The following is a 16,968-nucleotide window of genomic DNA, read 5'->3' on the forward strand; positions in this document are numbered from 1 at the left end:
TTTGAATTCTTTTTCAGAATTACCATTAGCATACGTTTTAGCATCACTTTCTATTTTATGAGAAACAAAAGTGAATGAAAGTTGGTAAATACTCACCAATGCAAATAAAATTGCGAAAAATTTAATAAGTCCTCTATTCTGCATTATTACTATAGTTAATTAATTTTTATTCTATTATTATTTGTAAAATTGTTAAAAATAAATAAAGTCCTAAATATTTTAAATAAAATATAACTTCTTTGTCTATTCTCATTATTTTTTAGCTGACAAATATATAATTCTCTCAGAGATTAACCAATTTATTTATCGATTAATATCAAAAAAAAGACTGCATTTTTGCAGCCTTCTTAAAAAGTAGATTTATTATTTATGCTAAAACAGATTTTAAATCTGCATTCATATTACGAACTGCATCAGCACTTTTTGCAAAAAGGGCTTTTTCAGCATCATTTAATTTGATTTGTAGAATTTCTTCTACACCATTTTTTCCAATGATACATGGAACTCCAATGCAAATATCGTTTTGTCCGTATTCGCCTTCTAGGTATACAGAGCATGCGATCATTTTTCTTTGGTTATTTAGAATTGAATCGACTAAATAGGCAACTGAGGCTCCCGGCGCATACCAAGCTGAAGTTCCTAAAAGACCAGTCAATGTTGCTCCTCCAACCATAGTTGCGGCAGCTACTTTCTCTAATTCTTCAGCAGATAAAAACTCAGAAACTGGAATACCATTATAGGATGCCAATCTAGTTAAAGGAATCATTGTAGTATCACCATGACCCCCAATTACCATTGCAGAAATGTCATTTGAAGGAGTCGCTAATGCATCTGCTAAATAATATCTAAAGCGGGAACTATCAAGTGCTCCACCCATTCCAATAATTCTGTTTTTTGGTAAACCTGTAGCTTTTAAAGCTAAATAAGTCATTGTATCCATTGGATTTGAAACTACAACTACAATTGTATTTGGCGAAAACTTTAATACATTTTCAACTACTGTTTTTACAATTCCTGCATTAATACCTATTAACTCTTCGCGAGTCATTCCAGGTTTTCTTGGAATTCCTGAAGTAATAACTACTACATCACTGTTAGCTGTTTTTGAGTAATCATTTGTAACTCCAGAAACTCTTGTATTAAATCCAGTATTTGTAGCACATTGCATAATATCCATTGCTTTACCTTCTGCAAAACCTTCTTTTATGTCTAATAATACTACTTCACTTGCAATTCCTCTGTATGAAATTGCGTCTGCACAAGATGCTCCCACATTCCCTGCTCCAACTATTGTAACTTTCATTTTTATTATTTTATGTTTAATTAAATTCGTACTGAACTGCAAAATTTGAATTTACAAATTTACCAAATGCAACTGTAGATTGTAAAAACACTTTGTTAATTTTATATCTACAGGAAACTTCTCCTAAGTAGTTAGTTTTAGTTTTGTAGATTTCTTTTATTTTTTCATTAAAAATTGCTTGAAACGGAATTGCTTGTCCTGATGGAACATCGCCAATAAATTTATATTTTATATCACTTATATTGGCAATTATTCCGCCCATAATTTCAAATCTTTTAAATTCTTTAGAAACATTAAATTGAAATTGCCATGTATCTACTAGACCATTTATTTGATTAATCCCTAATGCAAGCCCATTATTTGATGAAGGTGGGATAAAATCAAAACTAAGGTTCTCATTAGAAAAACAAACCAAACCAGACATGTTTATCTTTTTTTGAGTTAAAGATTTGAAATATTGGTCGATATTGTGTTTTAATCCATAACCGTATACTTGATAATTTCCACTTTTCAATTTGGTAACGGGAGAATATTTCAAAATTATTTCTGTTCCATACCAAATTGCTACAGACCCCGTAAAATGCGAATAGTATACTTGCTCGGCATTAACGCCTTGAGGAGTTTGAAAAAACACCTGATCGTTACCTATATAGCCATTCAAATTATATTGCTGACTATTACCAAGTGTCGTAGGTACTGTCGCTGAGTTCACAGGAGCCCAATTGGCATCAAAAAGACTGAAAAATGTTAAATCAGAATTTTTTATTTCAAATTCTCTATCTGCCTTTGGGACAAAAAAAACATTATTATTAAATCCTAATGTTACATCCCATAGTTTTCGTTTTTTTGGCGATGACAACCAACCAGAAGAAGCTTGATAAATCGAAGCATCTGAAGCAGGTGTAATATACCTGTCACAATAAAAAATAGCATCATTTAATAAACGACCAAAGGCTTCTAATTCTTGAGCTGTTTGTGAAAACGAAATATTGGAAACTAATAATAATAGGAATAATATCTTTTTCATTAATTAGGCGTCAATATTAGCATATACGGCATTTTTCTCGATGAATTCTCTTCTTGGTGGAACTTCATCCCCCATTAACATTGAGAAAACTCTATCTGCTTCTACCATGCTATCAATAGTAATTTGACGTAAAGTTCTGAAATTTGGATCCATTGTGGTTTCCCATAATTGTTCCGCATTCATCTCTCCAAGACCTTTGTAACGTTGAATTGCTGCGCTTCCTCCCATTCGTTCATTTGCTTGATCTCGCTGAACGTCGTTCCAAGCATATTCCTTTTTATTTCCTTTTTTAACTAAATATAAAGGAGGTGCTGCAATATAAACATGACCGCCTTCAATCAATTCCTTCATAAAACGGAAGAAGAAGGTTAATATTAAGGTTGAAATGTGGCTACCATCTACATCGGCATCACACATAATGATTACTTTGTGGTAACGTAATTTTTCTAAGTTTAATGCTTTACTATCTTCAGCGGTTCCAACTGTAACTCCTAAAGCGGTAAAAATATTACGAATTTCTTCATTTTCAAATACTTTGTGGTGCATTGCTTTTTCCACATTCAGAATCTTACCTCTTAAAGGTAAAATTGCTTGAAAAGCTCTGTCACGACCTTGTTTTGCAGTTCCACCTGCAGAATCTCCCTCGACAAGATAAACTTCACAACGTGCAGGATCTTGTTCAGAACAATCAGAAAGTTTTCCTGGCAATCCTCCACCTCCTAAAACGGTTTTACGCTGAACCATTTCACGTGCTTTCTTAGCAGCATGACGAGCCTGAGCAGCAAGAATTACTTTTTGAACTATTATACGAGCATCATTTGGATTTTCTTCCAAATAATTTTCAACCATTTCACTTACCGCCTGACTCACTGGTGCAACAACTTCTCTATTTCCTAGTTTAGTTTTTGTTTGTCCTTCAAATTGTGGTTCAGCTACTTTTACTGAAATAATTGCTGTTAATCCCTCACGGAAGTCATCACCAGCAATTTCGAATTTCAATTTGTCTAACATTCCAGAAGCATCCGCATATTTCTTCAAGGCTCTTGTTAAACCAGTTCTAAATCCTTGCAAGTGCGTACCTCCCTCGTGAGTGTTAATATTATTTACATAAGAAAAAATATTCTCTGAGTAACTTGTGTTGTATATCAAGGCTACTTCAACAGGAATTTCTCCTTTATCAGAATCCATTGAAATTACATGACCAATAATAGGTTCGCGATTTCCATCTAAATATCTGATATATTCTTTTAAACCTTCATTAGAATGAAAAGTTTCAGAAAGGAAATTACCGTCTTTATCTACTTCTCTTTTATCAGTAAAAATAATGGTTATTCCTTTATTCAAAAATGATAATTCACGCATACGCGCTGATAAAGTATCATATGAATATTCTATAGTTTGAGTAAATATTGATGGATCCGGATAAAAAGTTACAATTGTTCCTCTTTTAGTAGTATCTCCAATTTGCTTTACCGGATAAAGTGCCTTTCCTTTTTCATATTCTTGCTCGTATATTTTTCCGTCGCTACTATGAACCGTTGCTCTTAAATGATTTGACAAAGCATTAACAACTGAAACCCCTACTCCGTGAAGTCCTCCAGATACTTTATAGGAATCTTTATCAAACTTACCACCTGCACCAATTTTTGTCATTACAACTTCAAGCGCAGAAACACCTTCTTTTTTGTGAATTCCAACAGGAATACCACGTCCATTATCTTCAACAGAAATAGATCCGTCTTCGTTAATATCTACTATTATTTTGTCACAATGGCCTCCCATTGCTTCGTCAATTGAGTTGTCAACTACTTCATAAACCAAGTGGTGTAATCCTCTAACTCCTACATCTCCAATATACATCGATGGACGCATTCTAACGTGCTCCATTCCTTCTAATGCCTGAATACTATCTGCTGAATAATTATTTTTATTTATTTCTTCGCTCATATTAATGTAATTCTGAATATTTTTTTGTTTAACGTACAAATATAGTCAAACAAGAATTAATTTCGTCTTAAATCGCTTGTTTTATAGCTTAAGTTATTAACATATATCGGTTAATTACTAGGTCGGTTTTTACCAATAAAAAACGCTTACTAAATTGTAAGCGTTTAAAAAACAAAATGCAATAAAAAACTAACTAAAAATTACACTTGTTTTAGCAATATCGGTATCAGCATTTACGTGGGCAGTATTTGCTCTTCCGCTGGGATCTTGGTTTTCTTGCCATTTTGGAATCCATTTTCTAACGGTTTCAGCTGCACTTGATTGTGGATAATATTTATGAAAAATCGTTCTATAATAATAGGCTTCCTTAGTTGTAGGTGTATTATAAGGATATAAAGACGACGCAGATTCCAATTCAAAATCAGTAACTTTTGATGAACAAAACTGTATTAATTGATCAATCCAATTATAACCTACTCCATCTGAAAATTGTTCTTTTTGCCTCCATAAAACCTCATCTGGTAAGTAAGGATTATCTGGAGTATCAAAAGCTTTTCTGAGAATGTATTTTTCTTTTCCATCATAGGCTTTAGGCTGTTTTTCTTCTGCTTTAATCAGCATTGCTATATCCAAAAATTCTTTGTCTAAAAATGGCACTCTTGCTTCTAAACCATGAGCCATCGTAGATTTATCAGCTCTCAATAAATCGGCTGTAAATAATTTTTGAACTCTTTCGATAGTTTCTTTTTGGAAATCAACTACGGAAGGAGCATTTCTAAAATACAAATAACCTCCAAATATTTCATCGGCACCTTCACCTGATAAAACTACTTTTATCCCTCTGTCAGTAATCGCTTTAGATAAGAAATACATAGGGGTACTGGCGCGAATGGACGTTACATCATAAGTTTCTAAATGCCAAACTAATTTGTCTAAAATCTCAATTCCTTGATCAATTGTAAAGTGTATTTCATGATGTTCAGTTCCTAAATATTTAGCTACTTTTTTTGCTGCCAAAGCATCCGGAGCATTGGCATCTAAACCAATTGAAAAAGAATGTAATTTTTTACCGCTTTCTGCTAATAATCGAGAGGCAATTGAGGAGGTTAATGAAGAATCTAATCCTCCAGACAATAAAACACCTATTGGCACATCACTCATTAATCTTTTTCGAGTAGCTTCTGTTAATGAAGTTCTGATTAATTCCAAATCCAATTCGTGATCGGCTTTTGAGTAATCTTCATATTCAGGATGGTAATATTTTACAAAACCAGTTTTGGGAGTATAATAGTGTCCCGGTGGAAATGTAGAAAACGTTTTGCATTGGTCCGCAATGGGTTTCATTTCAGAAGAAAAGTAGGTACGACCTCTTTCGTCCAATCCATAGTACAAGGGTTTAACCCCCATTGGGTCGCGACCGGCAATATAGTCATCTCCATCAATAATTACGAAAGCCCAATCTCCATCCAACAAATCACAAAAATCATATCCAAATTCTTCATATAAATGAACAATAACTTCTGAGTCTGATTTAGTTCTGAAAGTATGATGTTTTAATATTCCATTCCGTAATTCTTGGTGATTGTATATTTCTCCATTGTGAACCATCCAAGCTGTTTTTGAACCTTGAATTGGTTGCCTACCTGAATGCAAATCTATTATAGATAATCGCTCATGACTTAATATGTGTCCGTTATCAGTAATCTTTAAGTCGCTTTCATCTGGTCCACGATGCGACATTCTTTTAGAAAGTTCCTTCACTAATCCTTCTTCTTTTCCTTTTCCGATAATGGCTAAAATTCCACACATAATATTTTATTTTACTTCTGCAAAATTGAATATTATGATTTATTTTTAAAACCAAATAGAAATATTTAGTTACAATTATTAATAAATAAATATATTTTTATGTAAATGTGAAAGTAGAAATCAATATTAGCCGAATGTTAGTTATAAATTGTAAAATTTGAATTTTATAAAATGCTATCAACGTGATATTTTGTTGCATTAATTTCGAATTCAAATCCAACTTTATTACCCATTAATTTTTCGCCAAGAGGCGATTGCGGTGAAAGTGCTATTATATTTACTTGATCAATAGTGATTTTTGGTAAAGCCAAACTCAAATACAAATAAATTCCATTGGCTTGAACCAAACTTCCTAAACCTATTTTTGTATTGGTTAAAGTTGCATCTATTTTGTCTAAAATCGCTTTTTGATCTAAAACCTCTTTGAGTTTGTAGTTTAGTTTTTCTTGTTCCAAATGCATCATCGATAAAGCGGTTTCGTGTTTGTCACCAGCAGATCCTTTGGCATCATTTTTTGAATCCTCGGTCAATGCCGATATCATATCACGAAAAACATCGATTTTATCTTGAACTTGACGAGAATAATGATGATGGATTTTTTGTTTGAAAGTCATAGCGAAAAAATATCCACAAAAGGAACAAAAATTAAAATTAACATAAGTCTTTTATCGTAAATAAAAATTAAAAATCAAATTTATAACTTGCTCCCAAAACTACTTGAAGTGCTTGAACAGGATAGTTAAACCATTTTTGATACGATTGATTGGCAATATTATTAAATTTTAAAAATCCTGTTAATCGATCGCTATGGTTGTAACCAATATTTAAATTAGCATCAAAAAAACCTTTGATATTAATCGTTTCAGGATAATAAGCCGGTGGGAAAATAGTTATCATACTTTGTATATAAACAATGTCTTTTCGTTCACCAACATAGTAAACATTTGCACCAGCAAACCATTTTTTAGTGATATTTACATTCATAGAAGCTTCTAATTTTAAAGTTGGCAAATTCCAAGCTTCTTCTTGAAATGTTTTGAAAAATCGACTGTAAGAACCGTTTAAACCTATGGTTACATTTTTAGAAAAATCGGCTTTTAATTCTCCAAATAAACTAACTGTTCTTATATCATCGTAAACTACACCAAAAGAATTTCCAAATTGGTAGCTCTCTGTATTTGCAGCAAACATATTGAATTCATTACTTTTAAATAATGATTTATTTTTTTCATTTTGAACTGAACCACGCATAGTATAACTCATATTATTTGACAATTTTCCTTTTAACCCAGCAAATAAATCAAACTGTTTGTCTGTTGGAGCAATTGCTAATGTTGGCGAAACAAACGGATTTTCATTTGAGAAATCACGATAAGAATTTTGATCCAAGCTACCCTCTACCCCGGTGTAAAAAATCATAAAATCTCCAACTATTTTTACTGAAGCATTTACTTGCGGATATACAAATACTTTACTGCTACTATTTTGGTTATCGGCACTATAAAATACAGATGCGCCAAGATTTATTGCCCAATCATTTTTATTTACAACGATGCTTGGATGAATTCCAAAATTGGTAAATCCATATTTGATTGAATTGGTTCCTAGGAAGTTTTTCTCAAAACTACCACCTAAATAATCTACAATCAAATTGGTTTTTATTTTCTGTCTCAGAAGATCAAACTCGAACGAAGGTTTCACATAAAATCTGTTTTCAACTGATCCGTTGGCATCCCAAAAACGATTGTATTTCAAACTAGCGTCCTTAAAAAAACTGTCGGTCAAACTTAAATTTGTTCCAATATAAAAATTGTTAAAACTATGCTTCGGATTAATTCTGTCGATAGTTGTTTGGGTAAAATTATCAGGAATTCCGAACCAATTGTACATTTGGTTTTGAAATCCTAAATCTGAAATCCAAGTCAAATTTTGAAGTTGGTTTCCATAGGTTAAATCGATAGAAGTTTTATCAAAACCATTGTTCAAAACAACATCTTTTATTCCGCCTTGAGACGAAAGATGTCTTAACATACCTCCAATGTATTCGTGATCGCTAATATTATCTGTAACAAAAAGTTCGGCATTAAGTGAGGTATAATTTCCTAAACCCAGATTAGCAAAGTTCTTATATAATTTTTCCGCTTGAGACTTATCAACGTTGGCAGCACGCCCTTTTATTGGTACAAAAGTAGAAGCTACGGGAAATGAAAAGAAATTGTATTTTATATCTTCTTTTTTAGAATTTTCAGCATCTTCAAGTGAGGGTATTTCCTTAACTTTAAATGCGTCAGAGATTGTTGGAGTATATGGTTTTACAACATTTACCACTTCAGTGCCTATATTTTCGTCTTTCTTTTGAGCGAAAGAAAAGTGGAAAGCCAATAGAATTATAACTAGTCCAATATTATTTTGAAATATCTTTGTCATTTGATTATTTATTTAATTTGTAACCGACGAATTCGTTTTTGCTTCTTCTGTTTTAATACTATCCAATTCCTTTTGAGCATCTTCAACTATATCAGGAAATGAAGTAAAATTTTTAATCACACTATCTAAAATATAGGTCGCTTGAAAACTATCTTTCAATCCATAAAAATTTTTAGCCATAACCACCAAGCCTTTTGCACCAAAATATTTGTAACCAGAATAATCTTTGGTTAATTTTTGAACTACCGTATTTGATTCCTCAAATTTTCCATCCGAATTTTTAAAATACGCGTCAAAATACAAAGCTTCGGCAGCTAACTCCCCTTTTGCAATTGTCATCAATTTTGAATACGCTTGACGTGCTTTTGGCAAATCATTAGAATTAAAAGCAGCTCTTGCAATTATTATTTGCGCATCACTTTTTACTTTATCTTCGGTTTTTGGATTACTTAATACTTTATCAGCATACAAAACAGCATTTACATAATCCTTTTGCTCGTAGTAGGTTTTCATCAAATTCGCTTGAGCAAATGTTATGTTTTGAGGAAAATCAGCTTCGGTTTCTAAACGGATTAATATTGGAACTAACTTATTATTATCATTTGATTTAATATGAATTTCCGCTAATCTAGCCAAGGCTTGTTCTGTAAATTCGTTTCTCGATTTCGAAATTACATATTCGTAATTAGTTACTGAATTTGCTTCCAATCCATCAGCATAATAAGATTGAGCTAAATAAAAATTAGCGTTCAAAGCATGATTCCCATTTGGAAATTTAGAAACATAATTACTAAAACCTACAATTGCTTGTTTGGTATTGTTTTGCAAAAATTGTTTTTCAGCAGCTTCAAATGTATCATTATCTAATTCCGCATCTGTGACAGAAACAAAATCTAAAGTTCTAACCCAAGTTGCATATTCATCGACTTTACCATTGTCTACATAAATTATTCTAGCGGTAGAAACTGCTTCTAAAGCTTCCGGAGATTTTGGGAAATCCGCTGCAACTTTCTTAAATTTTGCAATAGCTAAATCGTCTTTTTCAGTATTGTAATAAATCAAACCTTGACGCAATATCGATTTTGAAGCATAAGAACCTTTTTTAAATTCAGTCAATAACTGATCGTAAGTTTTTATAGCTAAATCATAATTCTTCTCCGCAACGTAAGTGTTTCCCAATTCAAATAATGCATCATCACGGTATTGCGATTTTGAATAGGTTGCAATTAACTTATTTAAATCATCAATTTTCTTGTCATTTTTAGAAACAAATCCGTAGCTAATTGCTTTTTGAAAAGCAGCATAATCTGCATCGATACTTTTCAAATCGATTGCTTTATTGTAAGCGTCCATAGCTGGCCAATATTTTGCAGTTACAAAACGGCTGTCGCCTAATCGCAAATAGGCATCGTTTAAACGAATTTTATCGTCTTTAACTGCTTCAACATGAGCTTGGAAAAAATCTCCAGCTTGATCGTATTCTTTTAACTTAAAATAGGAATAGGCAATATTGTAATTGATGTTTTTATATTCAGAAGTGTTTTTCGATTCAGGAAATTCTATAAATTGTTTGAAACTAATTAATGATTCGTTGAAACTGTCCAACACAAATTCTGTTTCTCCTTTCCAAAAAGTTGCCCGAGAAGTGAATTTTGCATCTTGCTGTTCACCAATTGATTTCTTGAACATTGATAGTGCTTCTTGATAATTACCATCAGTAAATAATTCTAAACCTCTGTAAAATGTTACTTTTTGGTAAGCTTGTTTGTTAGCAAAACTTTTATTTTTTTCTAATAATTCTAAGGCACCTTTGTAGTTTTTTGAAGTGATAAATGAATTAATTAATAGTGTTTCAATGTCTGTTTTGCTTGTCGAATTTGGATATTTATCTAAAAAAGCAATCAAAACATCCGGAACACTTTGATAGGAATTTCCAATATCATAACTCAATTTCGCATAATTCAAAAAAGCATCTTCTTGAATTTTTAAATCAAATATCATTTCAGATGAATTTTTGAACGCATTTAATGCCTGTTGCTTTCTATTGGTCTTTAAATAACTTTGACCCAAATGATAATAGGCGTTTTGAGCAACGGAGTCATTTCCATCAATGATTTTGTTAAACTGAGTTATTGCATTTTCAAAATCATTTTGCTGGTAATAGGCAAATCCCAATTGGTAATAATCAGTGTTATTCCACTTTCCTTTTTTTCCTTTATACTGATTTAAAAATGGAATTGCTTTATCGAATTCATTCAAATTGAAATAGCTTTCGCCAATTATTTTATTCAATTCCGATTTTTCTAATGCATTTGATTTGGCCAAAGCAACTGATCCAAGGTCGATTGCTTTTTGAAAATTTCCGGATTTGAAACTCATGTCAGCCTGAAAATAGGACAACTTTTCTTTGAATTTTTCATCCTCAGCTACTTGATCAAAATACTTATTGGCATTTTTATAATCATCGCCTTCATATGCCATAAAACCCAAATAATACTTGGCTTGCGCTGCAAATATTTTTGAATTTATCACTTTATTGAAGTAAGTAGTGGCTTGAGATTTATTCTTTGCTGCGAAAAAAACATACCCTTTTTGGAAATTAAATTTATCAATATCATCATTGGATAAATCGCTTTCGTCCACTTTTTCAAACCATTTTAAAGATTCGGCAAAACTTCCTTGCTCAAAATAATGTTGCGCTATTTCGATGTAGGCAATGTTTAGTTTGGCACTTGTTGGATTGTCCAAAATGAAATTTTCCATTAAAAGATCGGAATTCGATTGATTAAGCTTTATTGCACACATTGCATTGTAGAAAGCACAATCCGATTGAACTTCTTTTCCGTGATTTTCCCATTTTACTTTTTCAAAAATAATTTGAGCCGATAAATACTGCTTATTATTATAAAGTGAAATTGCCTGCTTATAAGCCTCCAAATCGTTGGTATGTATTTCAGATTTCTGAGCGTAAACGGTTGTAATTATCATTAATAACAACAACAAAAAGAGCCTGTTTGGATTTTTCATAATGGAATAAATTATTACAATCAAATATATCGAATTCTATAGCCTATAACGAACTTAATCTCATTATTATTATGAACATATTTTTAAACAATAAATAAGAAAATTGAAATTGGTATTTCAGTAAAACTTATTACTTTTACAAAATAAACAAGAAATCATATGTCACAACCTATTTTATTTTTAAGAAACGTAACTATTTACCAAGAGGAAAAAGTCATTTTAACTAATGTTAATTTGGAAGTAAACGAAGGTGAATTCATATATTTAATTGGAAAAACAGGTTCTGGAAAGAGTAGTTTTATGAAAACTTTATATGCAGATTTACCTTTAACTGAAGGGCAATCGAACATTGTGAATTTTGACTTAGCTACTTTAAAAGAAGACGATATTCCATTTTTAAGAAGAAAATTAGGAATTGTATTTCAAGATTTCAAACTTTTACCAGACAGAACTGTCAACGAAAATATGATTTTTGTATTGAAAGCAACAGGATGGATTGATCTTGTTGAAATGCAAAACAAAATTGATGAAGTTTTAGATAAAGTGGATATGAAATCATTTGCTTCTAAAATGCCACACCAACTTTCAGGCGGTGAGCAACAACGTGTAGCAATTGCAAGAGCATTACTAAACGATCCCGAATTAATTTTGGCTGATGAGCCTACAGGAAATCTAGATCCTCAGACTAGTATTGAAGTAATGGAAGTATTGAGAAAAATTAATGCTTCAGGAAAAACAGTGATTATGGCCACTCACGATTATGCACTTTTGATGAAATACCCATCAAAGACTTTAAAATGTGAAGACAGTAATATCTTTGAAGTTGTTCAAAAAATAGCTTAATGCTCTCCATTCTCATTCCAATATACAATTACAATGCTTATCCATTAGTCTTGGAACTTCACAAGCAGTGTTTGGAATGTGAAATTGATTTTGAAATTTTATGCCAAGATGACGCCTCTAAATCACTGTTAAATTCAGAAAATGAAAATATAAATTCGTTGTCCAATTGCAATTTTACTGAACTAAAAGTTAATATTGCTCACAGGCAAAACAGAAACTCACTTGCAAACAAAGCTAAATTTGATAATTTACTTTTTATAGACGGCGATTCCATTATCATTCGAAATAATTATATATCCAATTATGTTTCTTTTTTAAATGATTTTGATATTATTTATGGAGGAAGAATACATCCTAAAACTAGTCCTTCAAACAATCAAAAGCTTCGATGGAAATACGGAAAATTCATTGAAGATAAATCAGTTGAAAAAAGAAAATTATCACAATTTCAATCATTGTTATTCAATAATACAGTGATAAAAAAAGATTGTTTTAATAAAGTTAAATTTGATTCACAACTCACTAAATATGGCCATGACGACACGCAACTTTCGTATCAACTTAGCCAATTTAATCCTAAATTAAAACACATCGATAACCCCGTTGAACACGGTGATATCGATTCCAATAAAGATTACATTATTAAAACAAAAAGTTCGCTAGAAAATTTGATAGTATTATTTGAAGAGAAAAAAATAAACAAGGATTTTTCAAGGTTAATTTCGTTACTATTAATTTTAAATAAATTGAAATTAACGTATTTATTTTCAGTGTTTTATAAAATATCAGAAGGTTTTCTAAATCGAAATTTGGAAGGAAATAATCCTAATTTATTTATTTACAATATTTTTAGAATTGGGTATTTAAGTAAAATTAGCACCAAAAAATTTAAGAAATAGATTTCGCTTTTATATCCTTAAAAAGTGAATCCCAAAGCGGCATAATGGTATCGATATTGTAATTCAAACTCTTTATTTTAGCATTTTTTCCCATTTCGATTCTTTTATAATCATTGTTTATCAAATACAAAACAGCTTCAACATAATCCGATTCATTACCGTTTTTGACTAATATCCCGTCAGAATTATTAGTTATAATTCCTCTTGGTCCACAAGGACAATCGTAGGCGATACAAGGTAATCCAGTAGCCATTGCTTCAATCAAAACCATTCCAAATCCTTCAAATCTTGAAGTCATCAAATAAATTGAATTCTCTTGGTATTTGGAAACAATATCATTTGTTGGTTCAAAAAAACTAACACTATTGGTAAGATTTAACTCTGAAGTTAGTTTTTGCAAATATAAATCATCACTGGACTTTCCATAAATATCAAGATGCCAATCAGGATGCTTTTTGACTATACTTTTCCAAATATAAAGCAATCTATCAAACCCTTTTTCATAAACATGACGACCAACGGCTATAACTTTTTTTGATTTTAGTTTTGCTAAATTATCCGTGTAAAACCAAAGTGGATTTGGTATAATAACTCCTTGGGGTACATTCCATTCTTTAATACTTTCATTTGTTTCAACAACAAAATTATCAAAATATCTAGCTGAAAATTTCTTGAAAAAAATAGCCAATTGTGAACTAATTATTTTGAATATAGAATCGCTTTCCTTTTCCACTTCGTTTAAGGAATTATGAATTTCTAAAACAACAGGAATTTTTGTTTTTAATAGGAATGGTAAAAGAAATGCCTTTAATCCGTTGTCACAAACAACAATGATATCTGGTTTTAGCAATTCAATTTGCTCGTTTAATTTTCTTCTATAGTTGATTAAAAACTGAATCGGATTTCCATTTAAAATCATGTCATGGAAACCTATTTTCTTATTGAAATTATAAAATTGTGGAAACCCTCCTTTATTTTGAGTGAGAATATCAATTTTATAGCCCCATTTTTCGATAAGATAATACGTTTTTATTGATAGAACACGTGCAACTCCTCCTTCATTATTAATATTTGGAACTAGATAAAGTAATTTCATCATTTAGAATTCAAAAATTCATTATAATCACGAATATAATCTGCTTCTTCAAAAACATCAGAGGCTAAAACTAAACAAACTGCACCTGAAGAAAAATTTTCGAGTTCTCTCCAAATTCCCTTTGGAATATGCAATCCAATGTTTGGTTTGTTCAAAATATAACTCTTTTTTTCGTTACCATCATTTAAGATAACTTCAAAACTTCCGCTTAATGCAATTAATATCTCGTGTTGGTTTATATGGGAATGCCCTCCTCGAAACGCAGTACTTGGAACATCAAATAAATAGTAAACCCTTTTTAGTTCAAAAGGTAAAATATCATTTTGTACAAAGGCTAAATTTCCACGTAGATCTTCAATTGTGGGTATTTGAATTAGTTCTAAATCACAAATTTTGGCCATAATATTTACAAATAAATTTTCAATGAGGGATTATTTCAAAAGAAATAATATTAAATTAACGTGAAAAAAAAGATCTCATTAAGTTCCCAAATTAAATGAAAAAAAACGATATTTACAAGATAAATTGCATTTATAAAAAATGATAAATTATATCATACTGGTCCATAAAAACCCGTTTCAGTTAATTCGATTAATAAATAAATTGTCGGGGAAACATGTGAATTTTTATGTTCACGTTGATAAATTAGTTGATAGTAGACCATTCCTAGAAGCTGCAAAAGAGATAAAAAGCATTCATTTCATTTGTGATGAAAAAAGAGAAGAAGGGATTTGGTGTGGAATTGGGTTAGTTAAAGCCACAATTAATTCACTAAACCAAATAATTGCAGACGGCAGAAAAGGGTATTGTATATTGCTTAGCGGGCAGGATTACCCTATAAAAACTAACAATTATATTGAGGATTATTTATCAAAAAACTATGGAATAAATTTTATTGAAACATTTGACATTCCTACAGAGAATTGGTTCCATAAAGGAATGGACCGAATTTCTTTTTACAAATTTAACTTATCAAATAAAAGGGGTCATTTTGTTGTTGTACCTTCTATATTTCAATTTGAATTTTACAGTTTAAAAACAATTAAATCGATATTGAAACTAATTATTTACAATAAATTTCAACTTATTTTTAAATTATTTAATAACAGAAAACATCCTAATTATATATCTCCCAAAGGTGGAAGTGCCTGGTGGGGTCTTCCAATTGAAACTGTAAAAAAGGTGATTTTATTTTTAGAAAACAATCCCAAATTTCTTAAATATCATAAATATACATTCAACCCTGACGAACTATTTTTTCAAACTATTGTATCACATATAATTAAGGAAAAACCAGAATTAATGGCAAATTCGTTAACTTTTGTAGATTGGGGAAGAGAAGATTCTATTGGTGCTCCCAATTTGTCAATTGAGCATTTTAATTTAATTATAAATCAACCTGAAAACATTCTGTTTGCTAGAAAATTTGAGTACGAAAAGAACTCTGAAATACTCTCAAAACTAGACTCTTATCTTATTAAATCCTAGTAAATCTAACCATTTTTGTCCAATTATATCAATCGAAAAATGCTGGCTACTTGGCAAAGAATTTTGTTTACAAATAGTATATAATTCTTTATCGTCATTTAATAAATTCATCGCCTCAGATAATTTATCTAAGTTCTGGTCTTCAACTAATAGTCCGTTCCATTTATGTAAAATAATTTCACTTGGACCAGACAAACAATCATATGAAACAACAGGAGTTCCACAGGCCAAAGCCTCTAAAATTACATTTGGCATTCCTTCATTCAAACTACTTAAAACAAAAAACTTGGCATTTTTAAGATACGAATAAGGATTTTTTTGAAAACCTAAAAAATGTACTTTATCTGAAATATTCATTTGCTTTGCTAATTGCAAATAATCCATCATTTTAGAACCTTCACCAAGTAAAACCAAGTGAATATTTTGCTTTGGCAAATTTGTATTTGAATACGCTATGATCAATTTATCAAATTGTTTTACATCAGTATCCATTTGACCAACCCCAATAATAAATTCAAAATCGATATCAATTGCCTCATCATATTTTGAATGAATTTCTTCAATATTTATTGGATTATATATAGTTTGAACATTTGACAAATGGTGTTTTTGCTCTATAAATTCTTTGGTTTTATTAGTTACAGCGACAATTTTATAAGAATCATTATAGGTAAAACGGGTTAAAAATGACCAATTTGACATATAATGATCAGTTAAATAGCTATGAACTGTGAAAATTGATTTGGAATTATATAAGAATTTAGAAATAAGTAGCTCCTGCATTGGTTTATTTCGAAATCTAAAATCAATTATAAAATCGAAATTATTTTCGCGAAGATAATTTTTAAGAAATAAGTATCGATTTAGCTTGTTAAAAAAACCGTTAGATTTATTTTTTAATTTTCCAAGATTTATCAACTTACCCGAAAAATCATAGGAAACTTCATCAACCACTATAATATTATGAACATCAATTCCTTGTTTTTCAAAAAAAACTGACAAATTTGCCATGACTCGTTCTGCGCCACCAATTCCCAATCGGTAACCAATTAAAGCGATTTTATTTTTTTTGTTAGGTATTATCATCAACCTTTTCTTATTT

At 30.8% G+C, this 16,968-nt stretch carries 13 protein-coding genes; 3 read left to right on the forward strand and 10 right to left on the reverse strand.

Going from position 1 to position 16,968, the window contains the following annotated elements; translation table 11 throughout:
- Positions 1–367 precede the first annotated feature (367 nt).
- The 7 genes from mdh to AC9UFV_RS05240 form a co-directional block, all read right to left on the reverse strand.
- Positions 368–1,303 carry a malate dehydrogenase gene (gene mdh, locus AC9UFV_RS05210; protein WP_509573529.1) on the reverse strand — a complete coding sequence of 312 codons (936 nt, stop codon included), beginning with the start codon at positions 1,301–1,303 and terminating at the stop codon, positions 368–370.
- A gap of 16 nt (positions 1,304–1,319) precedes the next feature.
- Positions 1,320–2,330 (reverse strand): DUF6588 family protein, encoded by a 1,011-nt coding sequence (locus AC9UFV_RS05215; RefSeq protein WP_509573531.1) that lies wholly within the window; start codon positions 2,328–2,330, stop codon positions 1,320–1,322.
- A 3-nt stretch (positions 2,331–2,333) separates the two neighbouring features.
- Positions 2,334–4,277 (reverse strand): DNA topoisomerase (ATP-hydrolyzing) subunit B, encoded by a 1,944-nt coding sequence (gene gyrB / locus AC9UFV_RS05220; RefSeq protein WP_509573533.1) that lies wholly within the window; start codon positions 4,275–4,277, stop codon positions 2,334–2,336.
- Between the two features lie 189 nt (positions 4,278–4,466).
- On the reverse strand, positions 4,467–6,086 hold the full coding sequence (asnB, locus tag AC9UFV_RS05225) for an asparagine synthase B (RefSeq protein WP_509573535.1): 1,620 nt from the start codon (positions 6,084–6,086) through the stop codon (positions 4,467–4,469).
- A gap of 164 nt (positions 6,087–6,250) precedes the next feature.
- Positions 6,251–6,700 (reverse strand): hypothetical protein, encoded by a 450-nt coding sequence (locus AC9UFV_RS05230; protein WP_509573538.1) that lies wholly within the window; start codon positions 6,698–6,700, stop codon positions 6,251–6,253.
- 67 nt (positions 6,701–6,767) lie between these two features.
- Complete coding sequence (locus AC9UFV_RS05235) at positions 6,768–8,513, reverse strand: TonB-dependent receptor (protein WP_509573540.1); 1,746 nt, start codon at positions 8,511–8,513, stop codon at positions 6,768–6,770.
- 12 nt (positions 8,514–8,525) lie between these two features.
- Positions 8,526–11,540, reverse strand: a complete 3,015-nt coding sequence (locus AC9UFV_RS05240; RefSeq protein ID WP_509573542.1) for a tetratricopeptide repeat protein — start codon at positions 11,538–11,540, stop codon at positions 8,526–8,528.
- Between the two features lie 159 nt (positions 11,541–11,699).
- On the opposite strand from AC9UFV_RS05240, the gene AC9UFV_RS05245 reads away from it, so the two are divergent.
- Both AC9UFV_RS05245 and AC9UFV_RS05250 read left to right on the forward strand, forming a co-directional pair.
- Positions 11,700–12,383 carry a cell division ATP-binding protein FtsE gene (locus tag AC9UFV_RS05245; RefSeq protein WP_509573544.1) on the forward strand — a complete coding sequence of 228 codons (684 nt, stop codon included), beginning with the start codon at positions 11,700–11,702 and terminating at the stop codon, positions 12,381–12,383.
- On the forward strand, positions 12,383–13,282 hold the full coding sequence (locus tag AC9UFV_RS05250; protein WP_509573546.1) for a glycosyltransferase: 900 nt from the start codon (positions 12,383–12,385) through the stop codon (positions 13,280–13,282). The genes AC9UFV_RS05245 and AC9UFV_RS05250 overlap by 1 nt, the downstream gene beginning before the upstream one ends.
- Here the strand turns inward: AC9UFV_RS05250 and AC9UFV_RS05255 are convergent.
- Both AC9UFV_RS05255 and AC9UFV_RS05260 read right to left on the reverse strand, forming a co-directional pair.
- Positions 13,272–14,381: a glycosyltransferase family 4 protein gene (locus tag AC9UFV_RS05255; protein WP_509573548.1), complete on the reverse strand. Its 1,110-nt coding sequence runs from the start codon at positions 14,379–14,381 to the stop codon at positions 13,272–13,274. The two genes, AC9UFV_RS05250 and AC9UFV_RS05255, sit on opposite strands and share 11 nt — an antisense overlap.
- A complete protein-coding gene (locus AC9UFV_RS05260) occupies positions 14,378–14,779 on the reverse strand; it encodes a sugar 3,4-ketoisomerase (protein WP_509573549.1) in 402 nt (133 codons plus the stop codon). Before AC9UFV_RS05260 ends, AC9UFV_RS05255 begins: the two co-directional genes overlap by 4 nt.
- A gap of 139 nt (positions 14,780–14,918) precedes the next feature.
- Between AC9UFV_RS05260 and AC9UFV_RS05265 the strand changes: the two genes are divergently transcribed.
- Positions 14,919–15,866 carry a beta-1,6-N-acetylglucosaminyltransferase gene (locus AC9UFV_RS05265; RefSeq protein WP_509573552.1) on the forward strand — a complete coding sequence of 316 codons (948 nt, stop codon included), beginning with the start codon at positions 14,919–14,921 and terminating at the stop codon, positions 15,864–15,866.
- On the opposite strand, the gene AC9UFV_RS05270 is transcribed toward AC9UFV_RS05265, so the two are convergent.
- Positions 15,840–16,952: a glycosyltransferase gene (locus tag AC9UFV_RS05270; protein ID WP_509573554.1), complete on the reverse strand. Its 1,113-nt coding sequence runs from the start codon at positions 16,950–16,952 to the stop codon at positions 15,840–15,842. The genes AC9UFV_RS05265 and AC9UFV_RS05270 overlap by 27 nt on opposite strands.
- Between the last annotated feature and the right edge of the window lie 16 nt (positions 16,953–16,968).

The sequence above is a fragment of the Flavobacterium sp. genome (assembly GCF_044349645.1).
Taxonomy (GTDB): domain Bacteria; phylum Bacteroidota; class Bacteroidia; order Flavobacteriales; family Flavobacteriaceae; genus Flavobacterium.

What these genes read in the sequence shown, in the direction of transcription:
- asnB (WP_509573535.1), bottom strand. Translation starts at nt 6,086, where the DNA reads ATGTGTGGAATTTTAGCCATTATCGGAAAAGGAAAAGAAGAAGGATTA.
- AC9UFV_RS05215 (WP_509573531.1), bottom strand. Translation starts at nt 2,330, where the DNA reads ATGAAAAAGATATTATTCCTATTATTATTAGTTTCCAATATTTCGTTT.
- mdh (WP_509573529.1), bottom strand. Translation starts at nt 1,303, where the DNA reads ATGAAAGTTACAATAGTTGGAGCAGGGAATGTGGGAGCATCTTGTGCA.
- AC9UFV_RS05235 (WP_509573540.1), bottom strand. Translation starts at nt 8,513, where the DNA reads ATGACAAAGATATTTCAAAATAATATTGGACTAGTTATAATTCTATTG.
- AC9UFV_RS05230 (WP_509573538.1), bottom strand. Translation starts at nt 6,700, where the DNA reads ATGACTTTCAAACAAAAAATCCATCATCATTATTCTCGTCAAGTTCAA.
- AC9UFV_RS05240 (WP_509573542.1), bottom strand. Translation starts at nt 11,540, where the DNA reads ATGAAAAATCCAAACAGGCTCTTTTTGTTGTTGTTATTAATGATAATT.
- AC9UFV_RS05270 (WP_509573554.1), bottom strand. Translation starts at nt 16,952, where the DNA reads ATGATAATACCTAACAAAAAAAATAAAATCGCTTTAATTGGTTACCGA.
- AC9UFV_RS05245 (WP_509573544.1), top strand. Translation starts at nt 11,700, where the DNA reads ATGTCACAACCTATTTTATTTTTAAGAAACGTAACTATTTACCAAGAG.
- AC9UFV_RS05255 (WP_509573548.1), bottom strand. Translation starts at nt 14,381, where the DNA reads ATGATGAAATTACTTTATCTAGTTCCAAATATTAATAATGAAGGAGGA.
- gyrB (WP_509573533.1), bottom strand. Translation starts at nt 4,277, where the DNA reads ATGAGCGAAGAAATAAATAAAAATAATTATTCAGCAGATAGTATTCAG.
- AC9UFV_RS05260 (WP_509573549.1), bottom strand. Translation starts at nt 14,779, where the DNA reads ATGGCCAAAATTTGTGATTTAGAACTAATTCAAATACCCACAATTGAA.
- AC9UFV_RS05265 (WP_509573552.1), top strand. Translation starts at nt 14,919, where the DNA reads ATGATAAATTATATCATACTGGTCCATAAAAACCCGTTTCAGTTAATT.
- AC9UFV_RS05250 (WP_509573546.1), top strand. Translation starts at nt 12,383, where the DNA reads ATGCTCTCCATTCTCATTCCAATATACAATTACAATGCTTATCCATTA.